We start from the raw sequence: 22766 nt of genomic DNA, 5'->3' as shown, positions 1-22766 counted from the left end.
TCTTACACTTCGACTTATCGGTCGATTTCCCCGAACACGATGTCTTGCGTACCAATGATGGTGACCGCATCGGCAATCATGTGGCCCTTGGCCATTTCGTTCAGGGCTTGCAGGTGGGCAAAGCCCGGGGCACGGATCTTCAGGCGGTACGGCTTGTTGGCACCGTCGGAGACCAGATAGATACCGAATTCACCCTTGGGATGCTCGACGGCAGCATACGCTTCGCCGGCAGGCACACGGAAGCCTTCGGTGAACAGCTTGAAGTGGTGGATCAGGTCTTCCATGTTGGACTTCATGTCCGCACGTTTGGGAGGCGCGATCTTGTGGTTGTCGGTAATGACCGGACCCGGATTGTTGCGCAGCCACTCCACACATTGCTTGATGATGCGGTTGGACTGGCGCATTTCGGCCACGCGCACCAGGTAACGGTCGTAGCAGTCGCCGTTCTTGCCGATGGGGATATCGAAGTCCAGCAGGTCATACACTTCATACGGCTGCTTCTTGCGCAGGTCCCAGGCGATGCCCGAGCCACGCAGCATCGGACCGGTGAAGCCCATCTGCAATGCACGTTCCGGCGAGACCACGCCGACGCCGACCAGACGCTGCTTCCAGATACGGTTGTCGGTCAGCAGGGTTTCGTATTCGTCGACATAGGTCGGGAAACGATTGGTGAAGTCTTCGATGAAGTCCAGCAGCGAACCCTGGCGATTTTCGTTCAGTTCGCGGATGGCCTTCTCGTTGCGCACGATGGACGCCTTGTACTGCGGCATGCTGTCCGGCAGGTCGCGGTAGACGCCGCCCGGACGGTAGTAAGCCGCGTGCATGCGGGCGCCGGAGACAGCTTCGTAGCAGTCGAACAGGTCTTCACGCTCACGGAAGGCGTACAGCAGCACGCCCATGGCGCCCACGTCCAGCGCGTGCGCGCCGATCCACATCAGGTGGTTCAGCAGGCGGGTGATTTCGTCGAACATCACGCGGATGTACTGCGCGCGCAGCGGCACTTCCAGACCCAGCAGGCGCTCGATGGCCAGCACGTAACCGTGCTCGTTGCTCATCATCGAGACGTAGTCCAGGCGATCCATGTAAGGCACGGATTGCAGGAAGGTCTTCTGTTCGGCCAGCTTTTCGGTACCACGGTGCAGCAGGCCGATGTGGGGGTCGGCGCGCTGAATGACTTCACCATCCAGCTCCAGCACCAGACGCAACACGCCGTGCGCGGCCGGGTGCTGGGGACCGAAGTTCAGCGTATAGTTTTTGATCTCTGCCATTATTTGATCCCGTAGTTTTCTTCACGAATGATGCGCGGGGTGATTTCGCGCGGCTCGATCGTTACGGGTTGATAGATGACGCGTTTCTGTTCGGCGTCGTAACGCATTTCGACATAGCCGGACACCGGGAAGTCCTTGCGGAACGGGTGGCCAATGAAGCCATAGTCGGTCAGGATGCGGCGCAGGTCGGGGTGGCCATCGAAGAGGATGCCGTAGAAGTCGAAGGCTTCACGCTCGTACCAGCCAGCCGAATTCCAGATCGGATCGACCGAGGCCACGATGGGCAGGTCGTCATCCGGCGCGAACACGCGCACACGCACACGCCAGTTGTGCGAGATCGACATCAGGTGCGACACGACGGCAAAGCGCGGACCGTCCCAAGCACCATCGCCATAGGTCGAATAATCCACGCCGCACAGGTCCAGCAATTGTTCGAAACGGGTGTCGGCATGGTCGCGCAGCACGCGCATGGCCGACAGGTAGTCAGCGGCCTTGACCACCACGGTGACTTCACCGAGGGCCACGGTCAGGTTCTGAAGATACCCTCCAAGCGCATTACGCAGGGCGGCTTCGAGAGTTTCCAATTTTGTCGTCATACTGCCCTCTTAGCGCGCGATGGTGTTGGTGCGCTTGATCTTGTTCTGCAGCTGGATCACGCCATACAGCAGCGCTTCCGCCGTCGGCGGGCAACCCGGCACATACACGTCGACCGGCACGATGCGATCGCAGCCACGCACCACCGAATACGAATAGTGGTAATAGCCGCCACCATTGGCACAGGAGCCCATGGAGATCACCCAGCGCGGTTCCGGCATCTGGTCGTAGACCTTGCGCAGCGCCGGCGCCATCTTGTTGCACAGGGTGCCGGCCACGATCATCAGGTCGGACTGGCGCGGCGACGGACGGAACACCGCACCGAAGCGGTCCAGGTCGTAACGCGACGCACCGACGTGCATCATTTCAACCGCGCAGCACGCCAGACCGAAGGTCATGGGCCACAGGGATCCGGTACGGGTCCAGTTGATTACTTTATCCAGCGAGGTGGTAACAAACCCCTCATTCAATACGCCTTCAATAGACATGGCTTACTCCCAATCCAGGGCACCCTTTTTCCAGATGTACCAAAATCCGACAACAAATTCAGCGATGAAGACCATCATCGTGACGAAACCTTGCCAGCCCAGCTCACGCATGGACACGCCCCAAGGGAAGAAGAAGGCGGTTTCCAGATCAAACAGGATGAACAGGATGGCGATCAGGTAGTAGCGCACATCGAACTTCATGCGCGCATCTTCGAATGCTTCGAAACCGCATTCGTAAGGAGAAGTTTTTTGAGCGTCCGGCTTGTGCGGACCAAGAAGACGACCGAGGAGCTGGGGAGCGACACCGACACCGATGCCGACAAGAATAAACAGGAGGACTGGGAAGTAATTTTCGAGGTTCACGATTGGCCGCTATGCGTTGGTTTATCGATGGGAATGATTCTCAATATCAATCAGAAACTTCCTCGACAAAAAGCCAGCTCAGGCACTAGGACCTTCGCTGGCTTTTCATTTCATTTCTATGGTGCCGACGACGAGACTCGAACTCGTACAGCTTTCGCCACTACCCCCTCAAGATAGCGTGTCTACCAATTTCACCACGTCGGCTTGAAGCAGCTATTGTACCTTCATTTGTTACTCTTGTTCAATGCACAATCAGCGAAAAAGAAAGATTCTTCCTACTTTATTCTTCGATTATTTCAGTATCCGCAAAGGCTTATTTCGGAATCTGATTCGACTGGTCGCCCGGCTTCGCAGCTTCGGTCGGCGCAGCAGGTGCAGCCGGTGCAGCTTGCTGCGCAGGAACGGCCGGCGCCTGCAGATTATCCATCACGCTGCCGCTTTGTGCAGTGTGATGATTGCCGATGAAGGTCAAGCCCAGGGTTGCCACGAAGAAGATGCCGGCAGCCACCGCGGTCGACTTCGACAGGAAGTTCGACGAGCCGGTCGCACCGAAAAGACTGCCCGACGCGCCGGAGCCAAAGGCCGCACCCATGTCAGCGCCCTTGCCGTGCTGCAGCAACACCAGACCGATGATCGCCAGCGCTGCCAGCACCTGAACTACAACCACTACCAAAAACAAAGTATTCATTTAAACAAGTCCACTCTTGATGTTTCAATCGCCTGCTGCATCTGCGTCAAAGTATCGCTTCCGCAACTGACAAACCCCTTACTTCACTTCAGGCCGCTGCCTTGATGATGGCCAGAAAATCTGCCGCCTTCAATGCCGCGCCGCCAATCAGGCCGCCATCGATGTCGGCCATGGCCAGCAATTGCTCGGCGTTGTCCGGCTTCATGCTGCCGCCGTACAGGACGCGCACCTTGGCCGCCGCTTCCGCACTCTTGGCGCCGAGACGCGCACGCAGCATCGCATGCACTTCCTGGGCCATTTCCGGCGTGGCAGTCTTGCCGGTGCCGATCGCCCAGACCGGTTCGTAGGCCACCACGATGCGGGCCGCTTCTTCCACGCTCAGCGCCGCGAGTACGACGTCGAGCTGGCCACCCACGATTTCGTTGGTCTGGCCGGCTTCGCGCTGTTCCAGCGTTTCGCCCACGCAAACCACCGGCACCAGGCCAGCCTTCAATGCTGCTACCGTCTTGGCCGCCACCGCTGCATCGCTCTCGCCATGATAGGCGCGACGCTCGGAGTGACCCAGAATGACATATTGCACACCAAATTCCTGCAGCATCGCCGCAGACACCTCGCCGGTGAAGGCACCGGAAGCATGCGCGGACATGTCCTGCGCACCCAGCGCCACAGCCGAACCGGCCACCGCGCCCTGCACTTGCGCCAGATAAGGCGCCGGCACACAGACGGCCACATCACATGCGTCAGCCGGCAGGCCTTCCTTGATACCAGCCACCAGGGCTGCATTGGCAGCCAGGCTGCCGTTCATTTTCCAGTTACCGGCTACGAGTTTGCGACGCATAGGCTGATTTCTACGAGATGGGTGTCAATTTGGATAACCTCGCATTGTAGCCGTTACAGGCGCTTGGCGCAAAGCCGGACTGTCTCGGCCGTTCGCCCTGCGCTCATCCGGTCACAGTTCCAGCATGATCTTGCCGATGTGGGCGCTCGATTCCATCATGGCATGCGCCTGTGCCGCCTGCTCCAGCGGGAAGCGATGATGGATCACCGGCCTGATCTTGCCGGCCTCGATCAGCGGCCACACGTGCTGGCGCAAGTTCGCTGCAATGGCAGCCTTGAAGGCGATCGGGCGCGGACGCAGGGTCGAGCCGGTGATGGTCAGGCGGCGGCGCATGACCTGACCCATGTCCAGCTCGCCCTTGCTGCCGCCCAGCTGGGCGATGAACACCAGGCGGCCATCATCGGCCAGGGACTTGATCTCGCGCGGCAGGTAATCGCCGCCGACCATGTCCAGAATCACGTCCACACCCTTGCCGCCAGTCAATTCCTTGACCACCGCCTCGAAATCCTCGGTTTTGTAATTGATGGCGCGTTCTGCGCCCAATTCTTCACATGCACGGCACTTGTCAGCGCTGCCGGCCGTGGCAAACACGCGATGTCCCAGCGCACGGGCGATCTGGATGGCCGTCACGCCGATGCCGGAAGAACCACCTTGCACCAGCAAGGTCTCTTCACCTGACAGCTGGCCACGGTCGAAGACGTTGCTCCACACGGTGAAGTAGTTTTCCGGCAGGGCCGCTGCCTCCAGCGCGCTCAAGCCCTTGGGCACCGGCAGGCACTGGGCCAGCGGCGCCGCGCAGAACTCGGCATAGCCGCCACCCTGTACCAGCGCACAGACCAGGTCGCCCAGCTTGAAACCGCTGTCGCCCAGATCGCCGGCCACGATCTCACCAGCCACTTCCAGGCCCGGCAGGTCGGATGCGCCAGGCGGCACCGGATAGTTACCGGTGCGCTGAAACACGTCCGGGCGGTTCACGCCCGCCGCATGTACCTTGATGAGCACTTCACCTGCCTTCAACTCCGGCACGGGCCGCTCACAGGCCTGCAATACCTCGGGGCCGCCAAATTGCTTGATTTCGATTGCGCGCATGTGTCCTATCCTTCAATTCAATGGGGTGTGATGAGCTCAAAGCGAAGCCGCTGCCCGCGCCGCCGTGTCGTACAACCCGGAAGCATTGCGCAGCAGCTGGGCTGCCTCGCCGATGGCCTGGTTGGGGATGCCGCTCTCGACCTGGACCTCGATCAGGCAGCGCTCGCGCACCTCGCGGTATTTCATGCACAGCGCCTGCCCGGCTGGAGTCGTCGAGAACAGCAGTTCCTTGCCCGCCTTCTCGCTCTTGACGTAGCCGGCCTTCACCAGCTTCTTCAAGGCATAGGTGACCACGTGGGTGTCCTCGACGTTCAATACGAAGCAGATATCGGCCAGCTTTTTCTTCCGGTCCCGGTGATTGACATGATGCAGCAGCGAAACCTCGATGGCCGTCATGTCCTTGGCACCGGCGGCGGCCATGCAGCGCACCATCCAGCGGTTGAAGGCATTGCTGGCCATGATGAGGGCGTATTCCAGCTCGGAAAGCTCGGCACTGCGTTCGGACACCAGGTGCTGCGACGACACGATCTTGGTCGGGCGCGGCGCCGCAACGGCCTCGGGCAATTCAGTCTGGACGGGCTTGGACGTCTCGTTGTTCTCTTGGCTCATGGGAAGCGTGGGGCTCAGGACGACAGAATGGCAACACTATAGCGCAAAGGTTAAATAAATAATTTATCGACATATTGTTTATATTTTCTTTGAAATGTAATATCCGCAAAAAAGCAGGGCATCACCAGACGCACCTTGACCCCGGCAGCGGCACGGCCGGGTTCTCAACAAAAATCTCAGCCGAGGCGAGAGACACATGCAGCCACCCCAGCTCCACCCCTTGGGCGACCGCGCACTGCTCTGCAGTTTGCCGGCCCCTGCCACCCTGCCCCAGCAGCAACGCATCTGGGCACTGGCCACGCTGGCCAGTGAATGGGAAGAAGTCAGCGAAGTCGTGCCCGGCATGAACAACCTGACCCTGATCACCAAGCGCCCCGTAGCCGACCTCGACACCCTGACGCAACGCGTCCTGAAGAGCTGGCCCAAACTCGGCACCACAGCCAGCGAAGGCCGCACGGTCGAGATCCCGGTGGTCTACGGCGGCAGCGCCGGTCCTGACCTGGACAACGTGGCCCGTCACACCGGCCTGTCGACCAGGGAAGTGATCGAACGCCACAGCCATGCCGAGTACGTGGTCTATTTCCTCGGCTTCCTGCCCGGCTTCGCCTACATGGGCGGGCTCGACGCCAGCCTGGCCACGCCGCGCCACACCACGCCGCGGGTGAGCATTCCGGCCGGCTCAGTGGGCATCGGCGGCGAGCAGACCGGCATCTATCCGATGGCCTCCCCCGGCGGCTGGCAACTCATCGGCCACACCGCCCTGCAACTGTTCGATCCTTCCCAGCAACCGCCGACGCTGCTGCGTCCCGGCGACCGTGTACGCTTTACCGTGGAGCGCGTGGCCTCATGATCGACATCATCCAACCCGGCATGCTGGCCTCGGTGCAGGACATGGGCCGCACCGGCCATCGCAGCCTCGGCATCCATCCCGGCGGCGCACTCAATACGCTGGCCCTGGCCAGTGCCAACCTGCTGGTAGGCAATCCGGTTGATGCAGCCGGACTTGAAATCACCATGGGCGTGGCCGAACTGCGCTTCACCCGCGACACCCGCATTGCCCTCGGCGGTGACGACATCGGCGCCACCCTCGATGGCAAACCCGTCGCCGCCTGCTGGAGCATTCCGGTGCGCGCCGGCAGCGTGCTCAAGCTCAGCCTGGCGGCCGCCGATTCCCCCGAGCAGGCCCCGCGCCACAGCATGCGGACTTATCTCGCTGTAGCGGGTGGCATCGATGTCCCTGTGGTGCTGGGCTCACGCAGCACGGACCTGAAGGCCGGTTTCGGTGGCCATCAGGGACGCGCCCTCAAGCGTGGCGACAAGCTCCCCATCGGCGACACCAGCTCAGCCGCTGCAGCGGTCCACGGCCCCGCCTTCGGCGTGCGTTCTCCGCGCTGGAGCGGCCTGGCCCTGCGCGCTGATGAACACAGCCAGCACGTCACCCTGCGCGTGCTGCCCGGCCCCGAATTCGATCAGTTCAGCAAGACTTCGCGTGAAGCGCTGTGGTCCGATACCTGGCGCGTCACGCCCAACAGCAACCGCATGGGCTATCGCCTCGAAGGTCCTGAACTCAAGCGCAAGCAAGGCCGCGACATGCTCTCGCATGGCGTGGTGCCGGGCGTGATCCAGGTGCCGCCTTCTGGCCAGCCCATCATCCTGATGGGCGATGCCCAGACCACCGGCGGCTATCCCAAGATCGGCGTGATCATTGGTGCCGACCTGTGGAAGCTGGCACAAGCGCCGCTGAACGCCACCCTGCGCCTGGAACCCTGCGAGCTGGCCGATGCCCTGGCCGCCGCCGAAGAACAGCAGCGCTATCTCGATTCCATCCGCGCCACGGTCGCTGCTCTGGACTGGTCGCGCGCCACGCTCTACAAGAAATAAGGGAACGCCATGCATATCGATCTGAATGCCGACCTCGGCGAAGGCTGCGACACCGATGAACAACTGCTGACCCTGGTCAGCTCCGCCAACATCGCCTGCGGCTGGCATGCCGGCGACGCCAGCACCATGCGCCGCAGCGTGCGCTGGGCGATCCAGAACCACGTGGCCATCGGTGCCCACCCCAGTTTCCCCGACCGTGAAAACTTCGGCCGCAGCGCCATGCAATTGCCGCCCGAAGACATCGTCAGCGGCATGCTCTATCAACTCGGTGCGCTCGATGCCATCGTGCGCGCCGAAGGCGGCCGCATGACCCACGTCAAGCCGCACGGCGCGCTCTACAACCAGGCCGCCAAGGATGCCGTGCTGGCCAATGCCATCTGCGCCGCCATCCGCACCTTCAATCCGGAACTGAGCCTGTATGGCCTGGCCGGCAGCGAACTGATCGCCGCCGCCCGCCATGCCGACCTCAATGCGGTCGAAGAAGTCTTTGCCGATCGCGCCTATGAAGCCGACGGCAGCCTGGTCGCGCGCAGCAAGCCCGGCGCCATGATCGAGAACGATGCCGACGCCATCGCCCAGACCCTGATGCTGGTCAAGCAGAAGAAGGTCAAGGCCATCGACGGCAGCCTGGTCGAAGTCAATGCACAGACCGTATGCCTGCACGGAGATGGCGCGCACGCCCTGGATTTCGCGCGCCAGATTCGGGCACGCCTGCACGCCGAGCAGATTGCCGTGCGCGCGGCGATATGAAGGATTTTTCCGGCGTCGTCGCAAGACGCAGGAAAGTAGGCACCCGCAGTTGAACACGGGGTGCTGCAAGCTGTAGTTCCGTTCCGAAAACAACAAGAAAAGCCGTCAGCCTGAGGCCCGCGAGGTCGCAGGAAAAGTCACGCCCCTACTCTTTGCAGATTCTCGCAAAGCCAGTCCGGGCGCGGCTTTCCGCGACATCGCTGGCACGGACCTTGCACCATGGCGGCAGGATTTTTCCTCATTCACATAGGGAGTTTTTCATGGAGAGTACGACACTGTTGCCACTGATCGGGATACCGATCGTCGTGGCCGGTTTTGCCTTGCGTTTCAACCCGCTGCTGGTGGTCACGGTCGCGGGTCTCACCACCGGCCTGTCGGTCGGCATGGACTTCGGCATGCTGCTGGAAACCTTCGGCGAGAAATTCGTCAACAGCCGTTCGCTGGCGACCTTCCTGCTGATCCTGCCGATCATCGGCCTCTTGGAACATTACGGCCTGAAGGAACGCGCCCAGGCGTGGATCTCCAGCATCGCCAGCGCCACCTCGGCGCGCATCCTGATGCTCTACTTCATCCTGCGCGAAGGCACTGCCGCCCTGGGCCTGATCTATCTCGGCGGCCAGGCGCAGACGGTACGTCCGCTGCTGGCACCGATGGCCGAAGGCGCAGCGGTCAACGCCTATGGAGAAGACCTGCCGCAACACATCCGCGACAAGATCAAGGCCCATGCCGCCGCCTGCGACAACATCGCGGTGTTCTTCGGCGAGGACATCTTCATCGCCTTCGGCGCGGTGCTGCTGATGGATGCCTTCCTGAAGGAAAACGGCATCACCAACATCGAGCCGCTGCACATCGGCCTGTGGGCCATCCCCACTGCCCTGTCGGCACTGGTGATCCACATGTTCCGCCTGACCCGTCTCGACGCTTCCATCCGCCGCGACGTCGATGCGTGGAAAGCTACCCAATCCGCTGCCAAGGTGTCCGCATGAATACGCTCATCTCGATCAACCGCATCTACTACCTCATCGGCATCATCGTCATGATGCTGACCGTGATGACCCTGCGCGACAAGGGCAACCCCAAGCGCTTCACCACGGCCCTGTTCTGGTTCCTGTTCGGCGCAGTATTCCTGTTCGGCGACCTGCTGGTGGAAAGCCTGGGCAAGTCCATGGCTCACCGCATCATCGGCGGCACCGTCATCATCATCTCGCTCATCGCCGGAACCGGCATGCTCTCCATGGGCAGCTATGCGACGTCCACGCATGAAGAACGAGTGGCGTCCGCCAAACGGCTGGGCAACTGGCTGTTCTTCCCGGCGGTGCTGATCCCGGTCATCACGGTGGCCTGTACCGTCCTGCTCAAGGGCGTCTCGGTCGGTGGCCTGATGCTGCTGGACCAGAAACAGCTGACCCTGGCCGCCCTGTGCGTGGCTTGCGTGTGTGCGCTCATCGCCGGTTGCGTGCTCACCCGTGGCACGCCGCTGCAAGCGGTACGCCAGTCGCGCCGACTGGTGGACTCCATCGGCTGGGCCGCGATCCTGCCGCTGATGCTGGCCATGCTCGGTGGCGTTTTCGTCGCCGCCAAGACCGGCACCTCGGTGCAGCAGGTGGTGAGCCTGTTCGTCAATCCGGACAATCGCTTCCTGGTGGTGGTGATCTATTGCGTGGGCATGGCGCTGTTCACGATGGTGATGGGCAATGCCTTCGCCGCCTTCCCGGTGATGAGCGCGGGCATCGCGCTGCCCTTCCTGATCCTGGGGCATCACGCCGATCCGGCACCGCTGGTGGCCATCGGCATGTATTCCGGCTATTGCGGTACGCTGATGACGCCCATGGCCGCGAACTACAACATCGTGCCGGCCGCGCTGCTGGAACTGAAGAACAAGTACCAGGTCATCAAGGTGCAGATCCCGACTGCACTGACGCTGCTGACCGTGAACGTGTTCCTGATGTACTTCCTTGCCTTCCGCTGATCTGAACGGAAGGCCTGACATGGCCGCATGCGCTGTTGCGGCCAGGTCGCCCCACTTGCTTCAAGGAGTCCCCATGCAACTCACTCTAGACCGGGCTGAACAATTTGCCCGCATGCCGCTGGCCTACCTGCGCCAGGAATATCCCAACCACATCATGCATCTGCTCAACGATGAGGGCGATGTGCTCTCTCCGCGTGCGATGCATCCGGTCTTCTACGGCTGCTATGACTGGCACTCGGCGGTGCATGGCTACTGGCTGCTGTTGCGCTGCCTGCGCCTGTATCCGTCGATGGCGGTCACTGACGAGATCACGGCGATCTTTGACGACCATTTCACACCTGAGCTCATGGAGCGCGAAACGGACTATTTCCGTGCGCCCAATCGCGCCCCCTTCGAACGCCCCTACGGCTTCGGCTGGTTGCTGGCACTGGACCAGGAACTGTTGATGTCGGCCCATCCCCGTGCGGCCGAATGGCATGCTGCGATGAAACCGCTGACCACCGAGATCAGGCGTCGCCTGTTCGACTATCTGTCGAAGCTGAGCTATCCGATTCGCGTCGGCACGCACTTCAACACGGCGTTTTCACTTGCCCTGGCATTGGATTACGCGCGTCACGTCACCGATACCGAACTGGAAGCGCTGATTGTCGACTGGTCGAATCAACACTACGGCAAGGACACCGACTATCCGGCTCACTATGAACCGGGTGGTGACGAATTCATCTCTGGTGCGTTGACCGAGGCCTTGTTGATGAGCAAGGTGCTCTCGTCCGATGCATTCACCGCATGGTTCGATCTGTATCTGCCCCGCATTGCCGAAGTCACCCAGATCACGCATCCCGCCTACGTCTCCGACCCGACCGATCCGAAGGTTGCGCATCTGGATGGTCTGAACCTCTCGCGCGCCTGGTGCATGAAGAACGTGCTGCGTCACCTGCCCGCCCATCACGCGGCACGCAGTGCGATCGAAGCGGCGATCCAGCGCCATATCGCGACCTCCATCGACCAGGTGGTCGGCAGCCATTACAGTGGTGGCCACTGGCTGGCCAGCTTTGCCATGCTGGCGCTGGAAGACTGATCCACACGCCGTCCTCCCGCAAAACAAAGCCCTCGCTCCCGATCACGGAAGCGAGGGCTTTTTGCTGGAATGCAGACCGAATCTACTCAGCCACTTCCTTGCGCAAGGGCGTCTGCTCGGTGTGCGTCGGCATGGTCGCCGAGATCACTCGTGCACTGCGCTTGAAGGTGAAATACGCCCAGGCCCAATCAGCCATCACCATGATGCGGTTGCGGAAGCCGATCAGGAAATACACGTGCACGAACAGCCAGAACAGCCAGGCCGGATACCCCGAGAACTTGAGCTTGCCGACCATGGCAATGGCAGCGCGGCGACCGATGGTGGCCAGCGATCCGTAGTCCTTGTAGACGAAGCTCTCGGCCGGCTGTCCGGCGATGTGATGCTTGATGTTGCGCGCGGCCACGCGGCCCATCTGCTTGGCCGCCGGTGACACGCCCGGCACCGGCTTGCCGTCCGACTGTGCGGCAGCCAGGTCCCCGATCACAAACACTTCGTCGTGGCCACCGATACAGAGCTGCGGCGTGACCGGTACACGACCAGCACGGTCCACCGGTACACCCAGTTGCTTGCCCAGCGGCGAGGCCGCTACACCTGCCGACCAGATCACGGTGCGCGTGGCCAGGCTCTGCTCGCCATCGAAATTGGCATAGCGCACGCAGGTCTCATCGATGTGTACCACACGGCAACCGGTGCGCACGTCCACACCGAGCTTGTGCAGCTGTTCGCGGGCTTTCTCGGAGAGGTCCTCGGGGTAGGCCCCCAGCACGCGCTCAGAGCCCTCCACCAGCACCACCCGTGCCGAATGCGGATCGATGTTGCGGAATTCGCCCGACAGCGTATGGCGCGCAATTTCCACCAGCGTACCGGCCATCTCCACGCCCGTGGCCCCGCCGCCGATGACGGTGAAGGTCAGCCATTCCTGGCGACGGCGTGCATCGGTCTCGCGCTCGGCATGTTCAAAGGCCATCAGGATGCGCTTGCGGATCTCGAAGGCATCCTCCAGCGTCTTCAGGCCCGGCGCCAGCGTGCTCCATTCATCGCGGCCGAAGTAGCTGTGCGTGGAGCCTGCGGCGACGATGAGGTAGTCATAGGACAGTTCGCTGCCGTCTTCCAGCGTGACGGATTTGCCGGCGGTATCGATCCCGGTCACCGCCGCCATCAGCGTGGTGAGATTGCGCTGCTGCGCCAGGATGGCGCGGATCGGCGCGCTGATGGCCGGGGCCGACAGCCCGGCCGTGGCCACCTGGTACAGCAAGGGCTGGAACAGGTGGTGGTTGCTGCGATCGATCATGGTGATGCGCACATCGGCGTGGGCCAGTTCGCGCGCAGCGGCCAGACCGCCGAAGCCGCAACCGATGATGATGACGTGGGGCATTGCCTTCCTTTCAAAAGTAACGTGTTGTTCTGTCCGCGCAGGCCGGTCACGTGAAGCTGGCCTGGCCGCACGGCTGTCCCCTACTCTCTATTCGGATCTGCGGATCTGCCTGTTGGCAGTACCACGCCCTCCCCTGATGAGCGCGGCACACCGGAACCTTGATGTCCCTCAAAGCAGACGGACAGAATCGCATACTTTTGGTTCGAAATCACTTGGGCAGATTGTCCGCATCAACTTGCACGCATAAAAAAATCCCCCGGCCTTGCGGCACGGGGGATTTTCTTGTTGCCTGTTCAGGCAGAAGGGATTACTGCGCTTCTTGCGGAGCGGCAGCGTCGCCTTCTTCAGCCTGGGCAGCCTTCATCGACAGCTTCAGGCGGCCGCGGTCATCGGTTTCCAGAACCTTGACGCGCACTTGCTGGCCTTCCTTCAGGTAGTCGGCCACGGCGTTGACGCGCTCGTTGGCGATCTGGCTGATGTGCAGCAGGCCATCCTTGCCCGGCAGGACCTGGACGATGGCGCCGAAGTCCAGCAGCTTCAGGACGGTGCCTTCGTAGATCTTGCCCACTTCCACGGAAGCGGTCAGCTCTTCGATGCGGCGCTTGGCTTCCTGGCCAGCCGACGCATCCACGGAGGCGATGGTGACCACGCCTTCGTCGCTGATGTCGATCTGGGTGCCGGTTTCTTCGGTCAGCGCACGAATGACGGCGCCGCCCTTGCCGATCACGTCACGGATCTTTTCCGGGTTGATCTTGATGGTGATCAGGCGCGGGGCGAAGTCGGACAGCTCGGCACGGCCAGCCGGCACGGCTTCCTGCATCTTGCCCAGGATGTGGTGACGGCCTTCCTTGGCCTGCTCCAGCGCGACCTGCATGATTTCCTTGGTGATGCCCTGGATCTTGATGTCCATCTGCAGGGCGGTAATGCCGTTGGCAGTACCGGCCACCTTGAAGTCCATGTCGCCCAGGTGATCTTCATCGCCCAGGATGTCGGTCAGCACGGCAAACTTGTTGCCTTCCTTGATCAGGCCCATGGCGATGCCGGCCACGTGGGCCTTCATCGGCACACCGGCGTCCATCAGTGCCAGGCAGCCGCCGCACACCGATGCCATCGAGGAGGAACCGTTGGACTCGGTGATTTCCGAGACCAGGCGCACCGAGTAGCTGAACTCGTCAGCAGCCGGCAGCGCGGCGATCAGCGCGCGCTTGGCCAGGCGGCCGTGGCCGATTTCGCGGCGCTTCGGGGTGCCCACGCGACCGGTTTCGCCGGTGGCGAACGGAGGCATGTTGTAGTGGAGCATGAAGCGGTCGGAGTATTCACCCAGCAGACCGTCGATCTTCTGTTCATCGCGTGCGGTACCCAGGGTCGCGATGACCAGGGCTTGCGTTTCGCCACGGGTGAACAGGGCCGAACCGTGGGTACGCGGCAGCACGCCGGTACGGATCGAGATCGGACGCACGGTGCGGGTGTCGCGGCCGTCGATGCGGGGTTCGCCTTCCAGGATCTGCGAACGCACGATCTTGGCTTCCAGATCGAACAGGATGGAACCGACCTCGGCAGCATCCGCAGCCACGCCGTTGTTGGCAGCGGCTTCAGCGACCAGGGCTTCGTTGACCTGGGCGGTCACGGCCTTGAGCTTTTCGGTACGGGCTTGCTTGTCCTTGGTCTGGTAGGCTTCGCGCAGCGGGCCTTCGGCCAGTTGCGAGACGCGTGCGATCAGGGCTTCGTTCTTGGCCGGGGCGGTCCACTGGACTTCCGGCTTGCCGCCGTCACGCACCAGGGCGTGGATGGCTTCGATGACAGCCTTGGACTGGTCGTGACCGAACACGACAGCGCCCAGCATGACTTCTTCGGACAGTTGATCGGCTTCCGATTCCACCATCAGCACGGCGGTTTCGGTACCGGCCACCACCAGGTCCAGCTGCGAGGACTTGAGCTGCGAGGTGGTCGGGTTCAGGACGTACTGGCCGTCGATGTAACCGACGCGGGCTGCGCCCACCGGGCCATTGAAGGGGATGCCGGCCAGCGACAGGGCTGCCGAGGCACCGATCATGGCGGGGATGTCCGGATCGATTTCAGGGTTCACCGACAGCACGTGGATGATCACCTGCACTTCGTTGAGGTAGCCTTCCGGGAACAGCGGGCGGATCGGACGATCGATCAGGCGCGAGGTCAGGGTTTCCTTTTCGGAAGGCTTGCCTTCACGCTTGAAGAAACCGCCGGGGATGCGGCCGGCTGCATAGGTCTTCTCGATGTAGTCGACCGTCAGGGGGAAGAAGTCCTGGCCGGGCTTGGCTTCCTTGCGGGCCACCACGGTGGCCAGGATGACGGTGTCTTCCACCGACACCACCACGGCGCCAGAAGCCTGGCGAGCGATTTCGCCGGTTTCCAGGGTCACTTGATGCTGACCGTACTGGAAGGTCTTGGTTACTTTATTGAACACGGTATTTCCTTTCTTTTATGGAGCCGGCCCCGACTGTGTCCGCGGTGCACGGCTTCCTTTTGCCGACAGATTTTCAGGCGCTGTCGTTCACCTCACCACAGTGGCCGGCGAAACCGGTCACTCACGACGAACGCGGCATTGATCACACAAACAGCCTGCCGCGATGAAACGATGATGCATTCCTGCCCCGAGGGAGGGCGTTTTGCGAGTGTCCTTGCCCCGGCTTATGCCTGAGCTTGCGGAATCGCAAAAAACAAAATGCCCGCGTCAACGAGTGACGCAGGCATTTCGTGGTGGTCCGGGGCGCAAACCCCGGGACCCAGACGCGGAGTCAAATTACTTGCGCAGACCGAGTTTCTCGATCAGGGCGCGGTAACGATCAGCGTCCTTGTTCTTCAGGTAGGACAGCAGGCTCTTGCGACGGTTGACCATCTTGATCAGGCCACGACGGGAGTGGTGATCCTTGACGTGGGCCTTGAAGTGGCCGTTCAGGTCGTTGATGCGTGCGGTCAGCAGCGCGACTTGCACTTCCGGAGAACCGGTGTCGTTCGTGCCGCGGGCGTTTTCGGAGATAATGGCAGCCTTGGCTGCTTTTTCGATGGACATTGCTTTTACCTTTCACAAGCGGTGTGCGGAGCGTCGAAAACTGGCCTGCCCTGCATACCGTGAACAAAAAATGAGAATCCGGTCAAACCGACCGGACGCGAAATTATATAGCAAAAAACCATTCCGACCAACATCGGCAAGCACAGCCGCACTGTTTCTGCCGATGACGCTGCGTCCCTGCCACAGCCGGACGGAATGACAACTTACTCAGGAGTCGACATGCCTTCCCCCGTTTCCCTCATGCAACGCGCCCGCCCCAGGCTGGCGGCCGCCCTGCTGGCCGCTGCCGCCCTGTCCGGCTGTGCCTCGCTGCTGCAACCGCCGGTGCAGCCGGGCGAGCCCGAAGAGCAGGTCGTGGCCCGCTTGGGCGCGCCCACCAATGTGTATCCGGATGGCAACGGCCGCGTCTTTGAATACGCTGCCGGTGCCTTCGGCCAATACCAGTACATGGCCCGCATCGGTCCCGATCATCGTTTGATTTCCTACGAGCAAGTGTGGACGCTGCAGAATTTCCACGCCATCCGCGCCAAGCAGGACACCAAGCTGGATGTGCTGCGCCGCGTGGGCCGTCCCACTGAAGTGACGCGCTATGCGCGCATCCCCTTCGAGGCGTGGAACTACGGCTTCAAGGAAAGCGGCGTCTGGAATTCGCAGATGACCGTGTATTTCAACGACCAGGGCATCGTGGAGAAGATCGAGAACGGTCCTGATCCGCGTTTCGATGATTCGCGTTTCCGCAACTGAGCACGCGCATCCCCTGCCTCACACCTGCACGATGAAGAAAGAAGAAAGGCTGCCCGGATCGCTCCGGGCAGCCTTTCTTTTTCAGCGCAAGCACTGCAGCGTACTTACACCACTGTCGCCAGCGCCAGCGTGAACAGCAGGGCCAGCACCGAGACCAGGGTTTCCATCACGGTCCAGGTCTTGAAGGTCTGCGGCACGGTCATGTTGAAGTATTCCTTGACCAGCCAGAAACCGCCGTCATTGACGTGCGACAGGATCAGCGAACCGGCACCGGTGGCCAGCACCATCAGCTCGGGACGCACGCCACCGACGGTGGAGACGATGGGCGCCACGATACCGCAGGCGGTGGTCATGGCCACCGTCGCCGAACCGGTCGCCACGCGGATCAGCGCGGCCACGAACCAGCCCAGGATCAGCGGCGACAGATGCGCATCGGTGGCGATGCCGACGATGGCCTTGGAGACGCCGCCATCCATCAGGATGCGGCCAAAGCCCGCACCCGCACCGACCACCAGCGTGATACCGGCGATGGGCGCCAGGCACTCGTTGGTGAATTTCAGGATCTGGTCGGCACCGAAACCACGGGCGCGGCCGAAGGTCCAGAAGCTCACCAGGGTGGCGATCAACAGCGCGATCACGGAGTTGCCGATCAGGCGCAGGAAATCATTGGCGAAGGTCTTGGGGGCGAAGAACAGGTCCGCCCAGCTGCCGATCAACATCAGCGCCACCGGCAACAGGATGGTGAAGAGCGTGATGCCGAAGCCCGGCAGTTCACGATCCTTCTTGCTCTCATCGACGAATTGCGAGATCAGCGGATTGTCCGGATTGGGAATCACCACCTTGGAGATCAGCTTGCCGAAGATCGGACCAGCGATGATGGCCGTAGGAATACCGACGATCAGCGCATACAGGATGGTGCGGCCGATATCGGCGCTGTAGGCGGTCACCGCCAGCAGCGCGGCCGGGTGCGGCGGGATCAGGCCGTGCACCACCGACAGGCCGGCCACCATGGGAATGCCGACCAGCACCATGTTGGTCCCGGTGCGCTTGGCGACGTTGAAGGCGATCGGCACCAGCAGCACGAAACCGACTTCGAAGAACACCGGCAAGCCGACAATGAAAGCCACCGTCATCATGGCCCAGTGCACGTTCTTTTCACCGAAGGCCTTGATCATGGTGTTGGCGATGCGCTCGGCGCCGCCCGACTCGGCCATCATCTTGCCCAGCATGGTGCCCAGGCCCACCACCAGTGCGATGTGGCCCAGCGCATTGCCGACGCCAGTCTCGAAGGCCTTGACGATATTGCCCATGGGCATGCCCACGGCCAGGCCCAGCACCAGCGACACCACGATCAGCACGATGAACGGGTTCATCTTGAATTTGGCGATCAGCACGATCAATGCGATCACCGCTACCAGTGCATAGACCAGTAGCGCACTTCCTTGTACAGCCTCCATCTGTTGCTCCTCTTCAGAAGGTAAAAGACACCGCCGGCGATACGACACCCCTGCCGGCAAATTGGTACTGCGAAATCGAAAAATCTTTTAAATCTTTTATATCGTTTATTCTTTTTGTTCTTCTTGTTCCGTCTTGCCCGGCAACGGGCAGGACAAGGCAGTTCCAGAACTGCCCTGCCCCTGCTGCATCAGCGCTTGAAGGCCACGCAATCGACCTCGACCTTGCAGTCCACCACCATGCTGGAGACCACGCAGGCACGGGCCGGCGGGTTGGCACCGAAGTATTCCTTGAAGACCTTGTTGAAGGAGGGGAAGTCGCGTGCATCATCGAGCCACACGCCACAGCGCACCACGTGCTCGGGGCCGTAGCCGGCTTCCTTCAGGATGGCCAGCACGTTCTGGATGGCCTTGTGCGACTGCGCCACGATGCCGCCGTCGATCACCTCGCCGTTTTCCATGGGCACCTGGCCCGACACATACAGCCAGCCATCGGCGGCCACTGCGCGTGCGAACGGCAGATGCTGGCCACCGGTGCCGCTGCCACCTTCCACACCAAATCGTTGAATGCTCATTGCTGCTCCTTTACTGAACTTGGATTGAACTCGGATCCGAATCTGAAAAATGAATCTGAAAAATGAATCTGAAAAGCGATTTGCAACTTGAAGTTGATAATCGCCCGCTGACGTTTTCTGCAACTCAGGCTGACGTTTTCTGCACCGTGCGCGCCAGGAAGCGTCCGGCACGTGCACTGGTGGATTGCTTGTCCTGGCCGCGATAGGCCAGCTGCCCGTTGACCCACACCGCCTCGATGCCATGCGCCGGCTGCATGGGATCAGTAAAGCTGGCGGCATCACGAATGGTCTCGGGATCGAACAGCACCAGGTCGGCGTGATAACCCTCGCGCACGAAACCGCGCTGTTCCAGGCCGAAGCGCTGGGCCGACAAACCCGTCATCTTGTGCACGGCGGTGGCCAGCGAAAACAGTTTCTGCTCTCGGCTGTAATAGCCCAGCACGCGCGGGAAAGCGCCCCACAGGCGCGGATGCGGCAAGGGATCGTTGGGCAGGCCATCGGAACCGACCACCGTGGCCGGATGCGAGAGGATGCGATTGACGTCGTCATCCGACATGCAGTGATACACGGCCCCGGCAGGCATCAGGCGCGCGGCGGCGACATGCAGGTCCACACCCCAGTCGGCGGCGATCTGCTTCAACATCTTGCCGCCCTGCTCCGGATGCGGCTCCGACCAGGTGACCTGGATGTCGTAATCGGCGGTGACCTGTTTCAGGTCGAGCGTGGAAGAGCTGGCGGTGTAGGGATAGCAGTCACAGCCCACGTGCTGGTGGCGCGAGGCCGCTTCCAGCGCCTGCAGCACTTCACTGCTGCGGCCCCAGTTCTCCACGCCCGCGCACTTCAGGTGCGAGATCACCACCGGCACGCGTGCATGCTTGCCGATGCGGAAGGCTTCGTCCATCGCATTGATGATGTCGGCGAATTCGCTGCGCAGGTGTGTCGCATAGAGCCCGCCGAACTCGGCCAGCGGCTCGGCCAGGGCCAGCACTTCTTCCGTGGGGGCGTTGATGGCATTGCCGTAGGCCAGTCCCGTGGAAAGACCCAGCGCACCATGCTCCAGCGCCTCGCGCAATTGCGCGCGCATGCCGTCGATTTCCGCATCGCTGGCCGCACGGTCGAGACGGTCCATGTGGTTGTTGCGCAAGGCCGTGTGGCCGACCAGCGCAGCCACGTTGATGGCCGGCTGCGCGGCATTGACGGCCTCGACATAGCTGGCAAAGCTCGGATAGTGGAACGCCTCGGACTTGCCCAGCAGGTTCATCGGGTCCGGCGGATCACCCTTGAGCGTGACCGGTGCGGCACTGATACCGCAGTTGCCGACCACCACCGTGGTCACGCCCTGCGACAGCTTGGGGAACATCTCCGGCGTGCGGATGACGTTGGTATCGTCATGCGTGTGCGCATCGATGAAGCCGGGCGAGAGCACGCGCGCGGTGCCGTCGATTTCCTGCCCGGCCTGCCAGCCCGCAAGCTGGCCGACGGCGACGATGCGGCCGTTGCGCACCGCTACGTCGGCTTGTACCGGCTCGGTCCCGCTGCCATCGATGACAAGAGCGTGGCGGATCAGAATGTCGCAGTGCAGGGGGCTGCCCGACGATTGCTGCGTGGATGTCATGTCAGTCTCCCAGTGGCTGGTGCAAGTCGCCGCCGCCGCGATGGGCATCGAGCACGTACTTGAGGCGGCGCAGGCGTTCCTGGCTGCTTTCCTTGTGCAGCAAGGCCAGCTCCAGCACCAGCATGTCCAGCGTCGCCATCATGGCGTAGCGCGACGAGGACGGTTTGAAAATCAGGTCGGTTTCCAGCGTCTTGATGGGCAGCAGCACATCGGCCATCTTCGCAAGCGGCGATCCAAGGGCGGTGATGGCGATCAGCTTGACGCCGTATTCGCGCGCCACCTCGCAGCTGGCCAGCAGCTCGGGCACGCTGCCGGTGGTCGAGAAGACCAGCAGCACGTCGTCCTTGTCGAGGGTGGCCGCCACCATCTTCTGCAGCACCGCATCGTGATAGGTCGCCACCGGACGGCCCAGGCGCACCAGGCGATAGCGCGCCTCGTCGGACATCATGGTGGAGCCGCCGCCCATGCCGAAGCAGTAGATCATGCGCGCGCCCAGCAGCAGGTGCGCGGCTTGCATCAGCATGTCGGGGTTGAGCATGGCGCGGTTCAGTTCCAGCACCGCGTGGATGTCGCGGTAGACCACGTCGGCCAGTTCCGGCGGCTGTTCGGAAGGCACCGTCTTGGCACCATCGAAGAAGCGCTGCCCCACCGCCACCGCCTGGGCCAGCAGGAACTTGAATTCGCGCACGTCGCGGCAGCCCATGGCCTTGGCAAAGCGGGTCACGCTGGCCACCGAGACGCCGGCCTTCCCGGCCAGCTCGCCGATGCTGGCGCTGGCGGCGGCAGCGAGATCGCCCAGAATCGCTTCAGCCACCTTCTGTTCGGCCAGGCGCAAGGTACTGCTGCGCTCGGTGATGCGGGAAATGATGTCCAATGTCTGCGCCATGGGAAGGAAAATTCAGTCTGCGGGAATGGGCGGGCGATCAAACCAGCGACCCCGGAAGGGTGCCGCGGAAACAATTTATGTTATTTACTAACACGGCGTAAACATAGTAAATTCAAGGCTATTATTACGTCAATCCTAATTTCACGGGAATTAAAGCGATGAGTGATACAAACTACCAAGGCCAGTTTCAGGCCGGCATGATCGACCCGCTCAACAAGGGCCTGGGTGCGCTGGCGCAACCCCTCACCCCGCAGCAGGCGGGCAAGGTGCGCTGGAACCTGCTCAATGAAGACATCAGCCTGCCGGCTGCGGTGTTGTATGAAGAAAAGATCGCCCACAACCTCAAGTGGATGCAGGACTTCGTCGGCCAGTACCAGGTCAAGCTGGCCCCGCACGGCAAGACCACGATGGCCCCCAAGCTCTTTGCACGCCAGCTCGACACCGGCGCCTGGGGTATCACCCTGGCGACTGCCCACCAGACCCTGGCCGCCTATCACCACGGCGTGCGGCGCGTCATCATGGCCAACCAGTTGGTGGGCAAGCGCAACATGGCCATCATTTCAGAGTTGCTGGCCGATCCCTCGTTTGAATTCTTCTGCCTGGTCGATTCGGCTGCGCTGGCCGATCAGTTGGGCCGCTTCTTCGCCGAGCGCAAGCAGACCCTGAACGTCCTGCTGGAACTGGGCCCCGCAGGCGGCCGCACCGGCGTGCGTGACGACGCGCAGCAGCGGGCAGTGCTGGCTGCCATTGCGCGCTGGGACAGCCTGGCTCTGGCGGGTGTGGAGGTTTATGAAGGTGTGCTCAAGGAAGAGGCCGACATCCGCCGTTTCCTGCAGCGCGCGGTGGCCTGCCTGAAGGATCTTTCCGCGCAAGGCCAACTGGCACGCCGCCTGGCGCAGGGCCCGGCGATCCTGACCGGGGCCGGTTCGGCCTGGTACGACGTGGTCGCCGAGGAATTCGGCCAGGCCGACATCGGTGCCGCGCTGGACGTGGTACTGCGTCCGGGCTGCTATCTCACCCATGACGTGGGCATCTATCGTGCCGCGCAATCGCAGATCCAGGTCCGCAATCCGGTGGCGCACAGCATGCGCAGCCAGCTGCAGCCGGCGCTGCAGCTGTGGGCCTACGTGCAATCCATCCCCGAGGCCGACAAGGCCATCATCGCCCTGGGCAAGCGCGATGCGGCTTTCGATGCCGGCCTGCCGGCCCCGGTCACGCGCTTCCGCCCGGGCCAGGATACCCAGCCGCAAGCCACCCCGGCGCACTGGGAAGTGACCGGCATGATGGACCAGCACGCCTACCTGAAGATTGCCGAGGGCGACGATATCCAGGTCGGCGACATGATCGCTTTCGACATCTCCCACCCCTGCCTGACCTTCGACAAGTGGCGTCACCTGGTCGTCGTGGACCAGCGTTTCGATGTGACCGACATCGTGCAGACCTTCTTCTGATC

General features: G+C 62.1%; 23 protein-coding genes and 1 tRNA gene. 8 read left to right on the top strand and 16 right to left on the bottom strand.

The features are described from left to right. Positions 1-14: 14 nt before the first annotated feature. From J2X56_RS21685 to J2X56_RS21645, 9 genes are all read right to left on the bottom strand, one after another. Positions 15-1268, bottom strand: a complete 1254-nt coding sequence (locus J2X56_RS21685) for an NADH-quinone oxidoreductase subunit D (protein ID WP_034330584.1) — start codon at positions 1266-1268, stop codon at positions 15-17. Beyond that, positions 1268-1864 carry an NADH-quinone oxidoreductase subunit C gene (locus tag J2X56_RS21680; protein WP_034330585.1) on the bottom strand — a complete coding sequence of 199 codons (597 nt, stop codon included), beginning with the start codon at positions 1862-1864 and terminating at the stop codon, positions 1268-1270. The genes J2X56_RS21685 and J2X56_RS21680 overlap by 1 nt, the downstream gene beginning before the upstream one ends. Before the next feature lie 9 nt (positions 1865-1873). After that, positions 1874-2350 (bottom strand): NADH-quinone oxidoreductase subunit B family protein, encoded by a 477-nt coding sequence (locus tag J2X56_RS21675; protein ID WP_006712940.1) that lies wholly within the window; start codon positions 2348-2350, stop codon positions 1874-1876. 3 nt (positions 2351-2353) lie between these two features. Further along, positions 2354-2713: an NADH-quinone oxidoreductase subunit A gene (locus J2X56_RS21670; RefSeq protein WP_006712939.1), complete on the bottom strand. Its 360-nt coding sequence runs from the start codon at positions 2711-2713 to the stop codon at positions 2354-2356. A 119-nt stretch (positions 2714-2832) separates the two neighbouring features. Further along, a tRNA-Leu gene (locus tag J2X56_RS21665) sits at positions 2833-2917 on the bottom strand. Positions 2918-3026: 109 nt separating this feature from the next. Then, complete coding sequence (gene secG / locus J2X56_RS21660) at positions 3027-3401, bottom strand: preprotein translocase subunit SecG (RefSeq protein ID WP_084320059.1); 375 nt, start codon at positions 3399-3401, stop codon at positions 3027-3029. 88 nt (positions 3402-3489) lie between these two features. Continuing rightward, positions 3490-4239, bottom strand: a complete 750-nt coding sequence (gene tpiA, locus J2X56_RS21655) for a triose-phosphate isomerase (RefSeq protein ID WP_084320061.1) — start codon at positions 4237-4239, stop codon at positions 3490-3492. Positions 4240-4350: 111 nt separating this feature from the next. Continuing rightward, positions 4351-5328, bottom strand: a complete 978-nt coding sequence (locus tag J2X56_RS21650) for an NAD(P)H-quinone oxidoreductase (protein WP_134135080.1) — start codon at positions 5326-5328, stop codon at positions 4351-4353. A 36-nt stretch (positions 5329-5364) separates the two neighbouring features. Beyond that, positions 5365-5937 (bottom strand): winged helix DNA-binding protein, encoded by a 573-nt coding sequence (locus J2X56_RS21645; RefSeq protein ID WP_084320063.1) that lies wholly within the window; start codon positions 5935-5937, stop codon positions 5365-5367. 196 nt (positions 5938-6133) lie between these two features. On the opposite strand from J2X56_RS21645, the gene pxpB reads away from it, so the two are divergent. The 6 genes from pxpB (at position 6134) to J2X56_RS21615 (ending at position 11615) form a co-directional block, all read left to right on the top strand. Then, on the top strand, positions 6134-6787 hold the full coding sequence (gene pxpB, locus J2X56_RS21640) for a 5-oxoprolinase subunit PxpB (RefSeq protein WP_134135079.1): 654 nt from the start codon (positions 6134-6136) through the stop codon (positions 6785-6787). Beyond that, complete coding sequence (locus tag J2X56_RS21635; RefSeq protein ID WP_310162519.1) at positions 6784-7818, top strand: biotin-dependent carboxyltransferase family protein; 1035 nt, start codon at positions 6784-6786, stop codon at positions 7816-7818. Before pxpB ends, J2X56_RS21635 begins: the two co-directional genes overlap by 4 nt. A 9-nt stretch (positions 7819-7827) precedes the next feature. Further along, positions 7828-8568 (top strand): 5-oxoprolinase subunit PxpA, encoded by a 741-nt coding sequence (gene pxpA, locus J2X56_RS21630; RefSeq protein WP_039786721.1) that lies wholly within the window; start codon positions 7828-7830, stop codon positions 8566-8568. Between the two features lie 260 nt (positions 8569-8828). Further along, entirely contained in the window at positions 8829-9554 is a 726-nt protein-coding gene (locus J2X56_RS21625) for a DUF969 domain-containing protein (RefSeq protein ID WP_013233768.1), read from the top strand. Further along, positions 9551-10537, top strand: a complete 987-nt coding sequence (locus J2X56_RS21620) for a DUF979 domain-containing protein (protein WP_039786724.1) — start codon at positions 9551-9553, stop codon at positions 10535-10537. The genes J2X56_RS21625 and J2X56_RS21620 overlap by 4 nt, the downstream gene beginning before the upstream one ends. A gap of 73 nt (positions 10538-10610) precedes the next feature. Further along, complete coding sequence (locus J2X56_RS21615) at positions 10611-11615, top strand: DUF2891 domain-containing protein (protein ID WP_310162515.1); 1005 nt, start codon at positions 10611-10613, stop codon at positions 11613-11615. An 82-nt stretch (positions 11616-11697) separates the two neighbouring features. On the opposite strand, the gene J2X56_RS21610 is transcribed toward J2X56_RS21615, so the two are convergent. The 3 genes from J2X56_RS21610 to rpsO form a co-directional block, all read right to left on the bottom strand. Then, entirely contained in the window at positions 11698-12990 is a 1293-nt protein-coding gene (locus J2X56_RS21610; protein WP_204725289.1) for an NAD(P)/FAD-dependent oxidoreductase, read from the bottom strand. A gap of 307 nt (positions 12991-13297) precedes the next feature. Next, positions 13298-15433 carry a polyribonucleotide nucleotidyltransferase gene (gene pnp / locus J2X56_RS21605; protein WP_039786731.1) on the bottom strand — a complete coding sequence of 712 codons (2136 nt, stop codon included), beginning with the start codon at positions 15431-15433 and terminating at the stop codon, positions 13298-13300. A gap of 336 nt (positions 15434-15769) precedes the next feature. Continuing rightward, on the bottom strand, positions 15770-16039 hold the full coding sequence (rpsO, locus tag J2X56_RS21600) for a 30S ribosomal protein S15 (protein WP_006712917.1): 270 nt from the start codon (positions 16037-16039) through the stop codon (positions 15770-15772). A gap of 219 nt (positions 16040-16258) precedes the next feature. Here rpsO and J2X56_RS21595 point away from each other — a divergent pair, with 219 nt between their 5' ends. After that, complete coding sequence (locus tag J2X56_RS21595; protein ID WP_121039164.1) at positions 16259-16783, top strand: hypothetical protein; 525 nt, start codon at positions 16259-16261, stop codon at positions 16781-16783. A gap of 104 nt (positions 16784-16887) precedes the next feature. On the opposite strand, the gene J2X56_RS21590 is transcribed toward J2X56_RS21595, so the two are convergent. The 4 genes from J2X56_RS21590 to J2X56_RS21575 all read right to left on the bottom strand — a co-directional run bounded on the left by J2X56_RS21590 (position 16888) and on the right by J2X56_RS21575 (position 21313). Next, on the bottom strand, positions 16888-18240 hold the full coding sequence (locus tag J2X56_RS21590) for a GntP family permease (RefSeq protein WP_039786736.1): 1353 nt from the start codon (positions 18238-18240) through the stop codon (positions 16888-16890). Positions 18241-18428: 188 nt separating this feature from the next. Further along, a complete protein-coding gene (locus J2X56_RS21585) occupies positions 18429-18812 on the bottom strand; it encodes a RidA family protein (protein ID WP_017450656.1) in 384 nt (127 codons plus the stop codon). 124 nt (positions 18813-18936) lie between these two features. Next, the gene (locus tag J2X56_RS21580; RefSeq protein WP_209568395.1) at positions 18937-20427 is read right to left on the bottom strand and encodes an amidohydrolase family protein; all 1491 of its coding nucleotides are present in this window, start codon (positions 20425-20427) and stop codon (positions 18937-18939) included. 1 nt (position 20428) lies between these two features. Next, positions 20429-21313 (bottom strand): MurR/RpiR family transcriptional regulator, encoded by an 885-nt coding sequence (locus tag J2X56_RS21575; protein ID WP_039786740.1) that lies wholly within the window; start codon positions 21311-21313, stop codon positions 20429-20431. Positions 21314-21471: 158 nt separating this feature from the next. On the opposite strand from J2X56_RS21575, the gene J2X56_RS21570 reads away from it, so the two are divergent. Further along, the gene (locus tag J2X56_RS21570) at positions 21472-22764 is read left to right on the top strand and encodes an amino acid deaminase (RefSeq protein WP_310162501.1); all 1293 of its coding nucleotides are present in this window, start codon (positions 21472-21474) and stop codon (positions 22762-22764) included. Positions 22765-22766: the final 2 nt, after the last annotated feature.

The sequence above is a fragment of the Herbaspirillum sp. 1173 genome (assembly GCF_031455335.1).
In the GTDB taxonomy this organism is placed as follows: Bacteria; Pseudomonadota; Gammaproteobacteria; order Burkholderiales; family Burkholderiaceae_D; genus Herbaspirillum; species Herbaspirillum huttiense.
The sequence above is the reverse complement of the archived record's forward strand: the minus strand, read 5'-3'. Positions and strand labels throughout refer to the sequence as shown.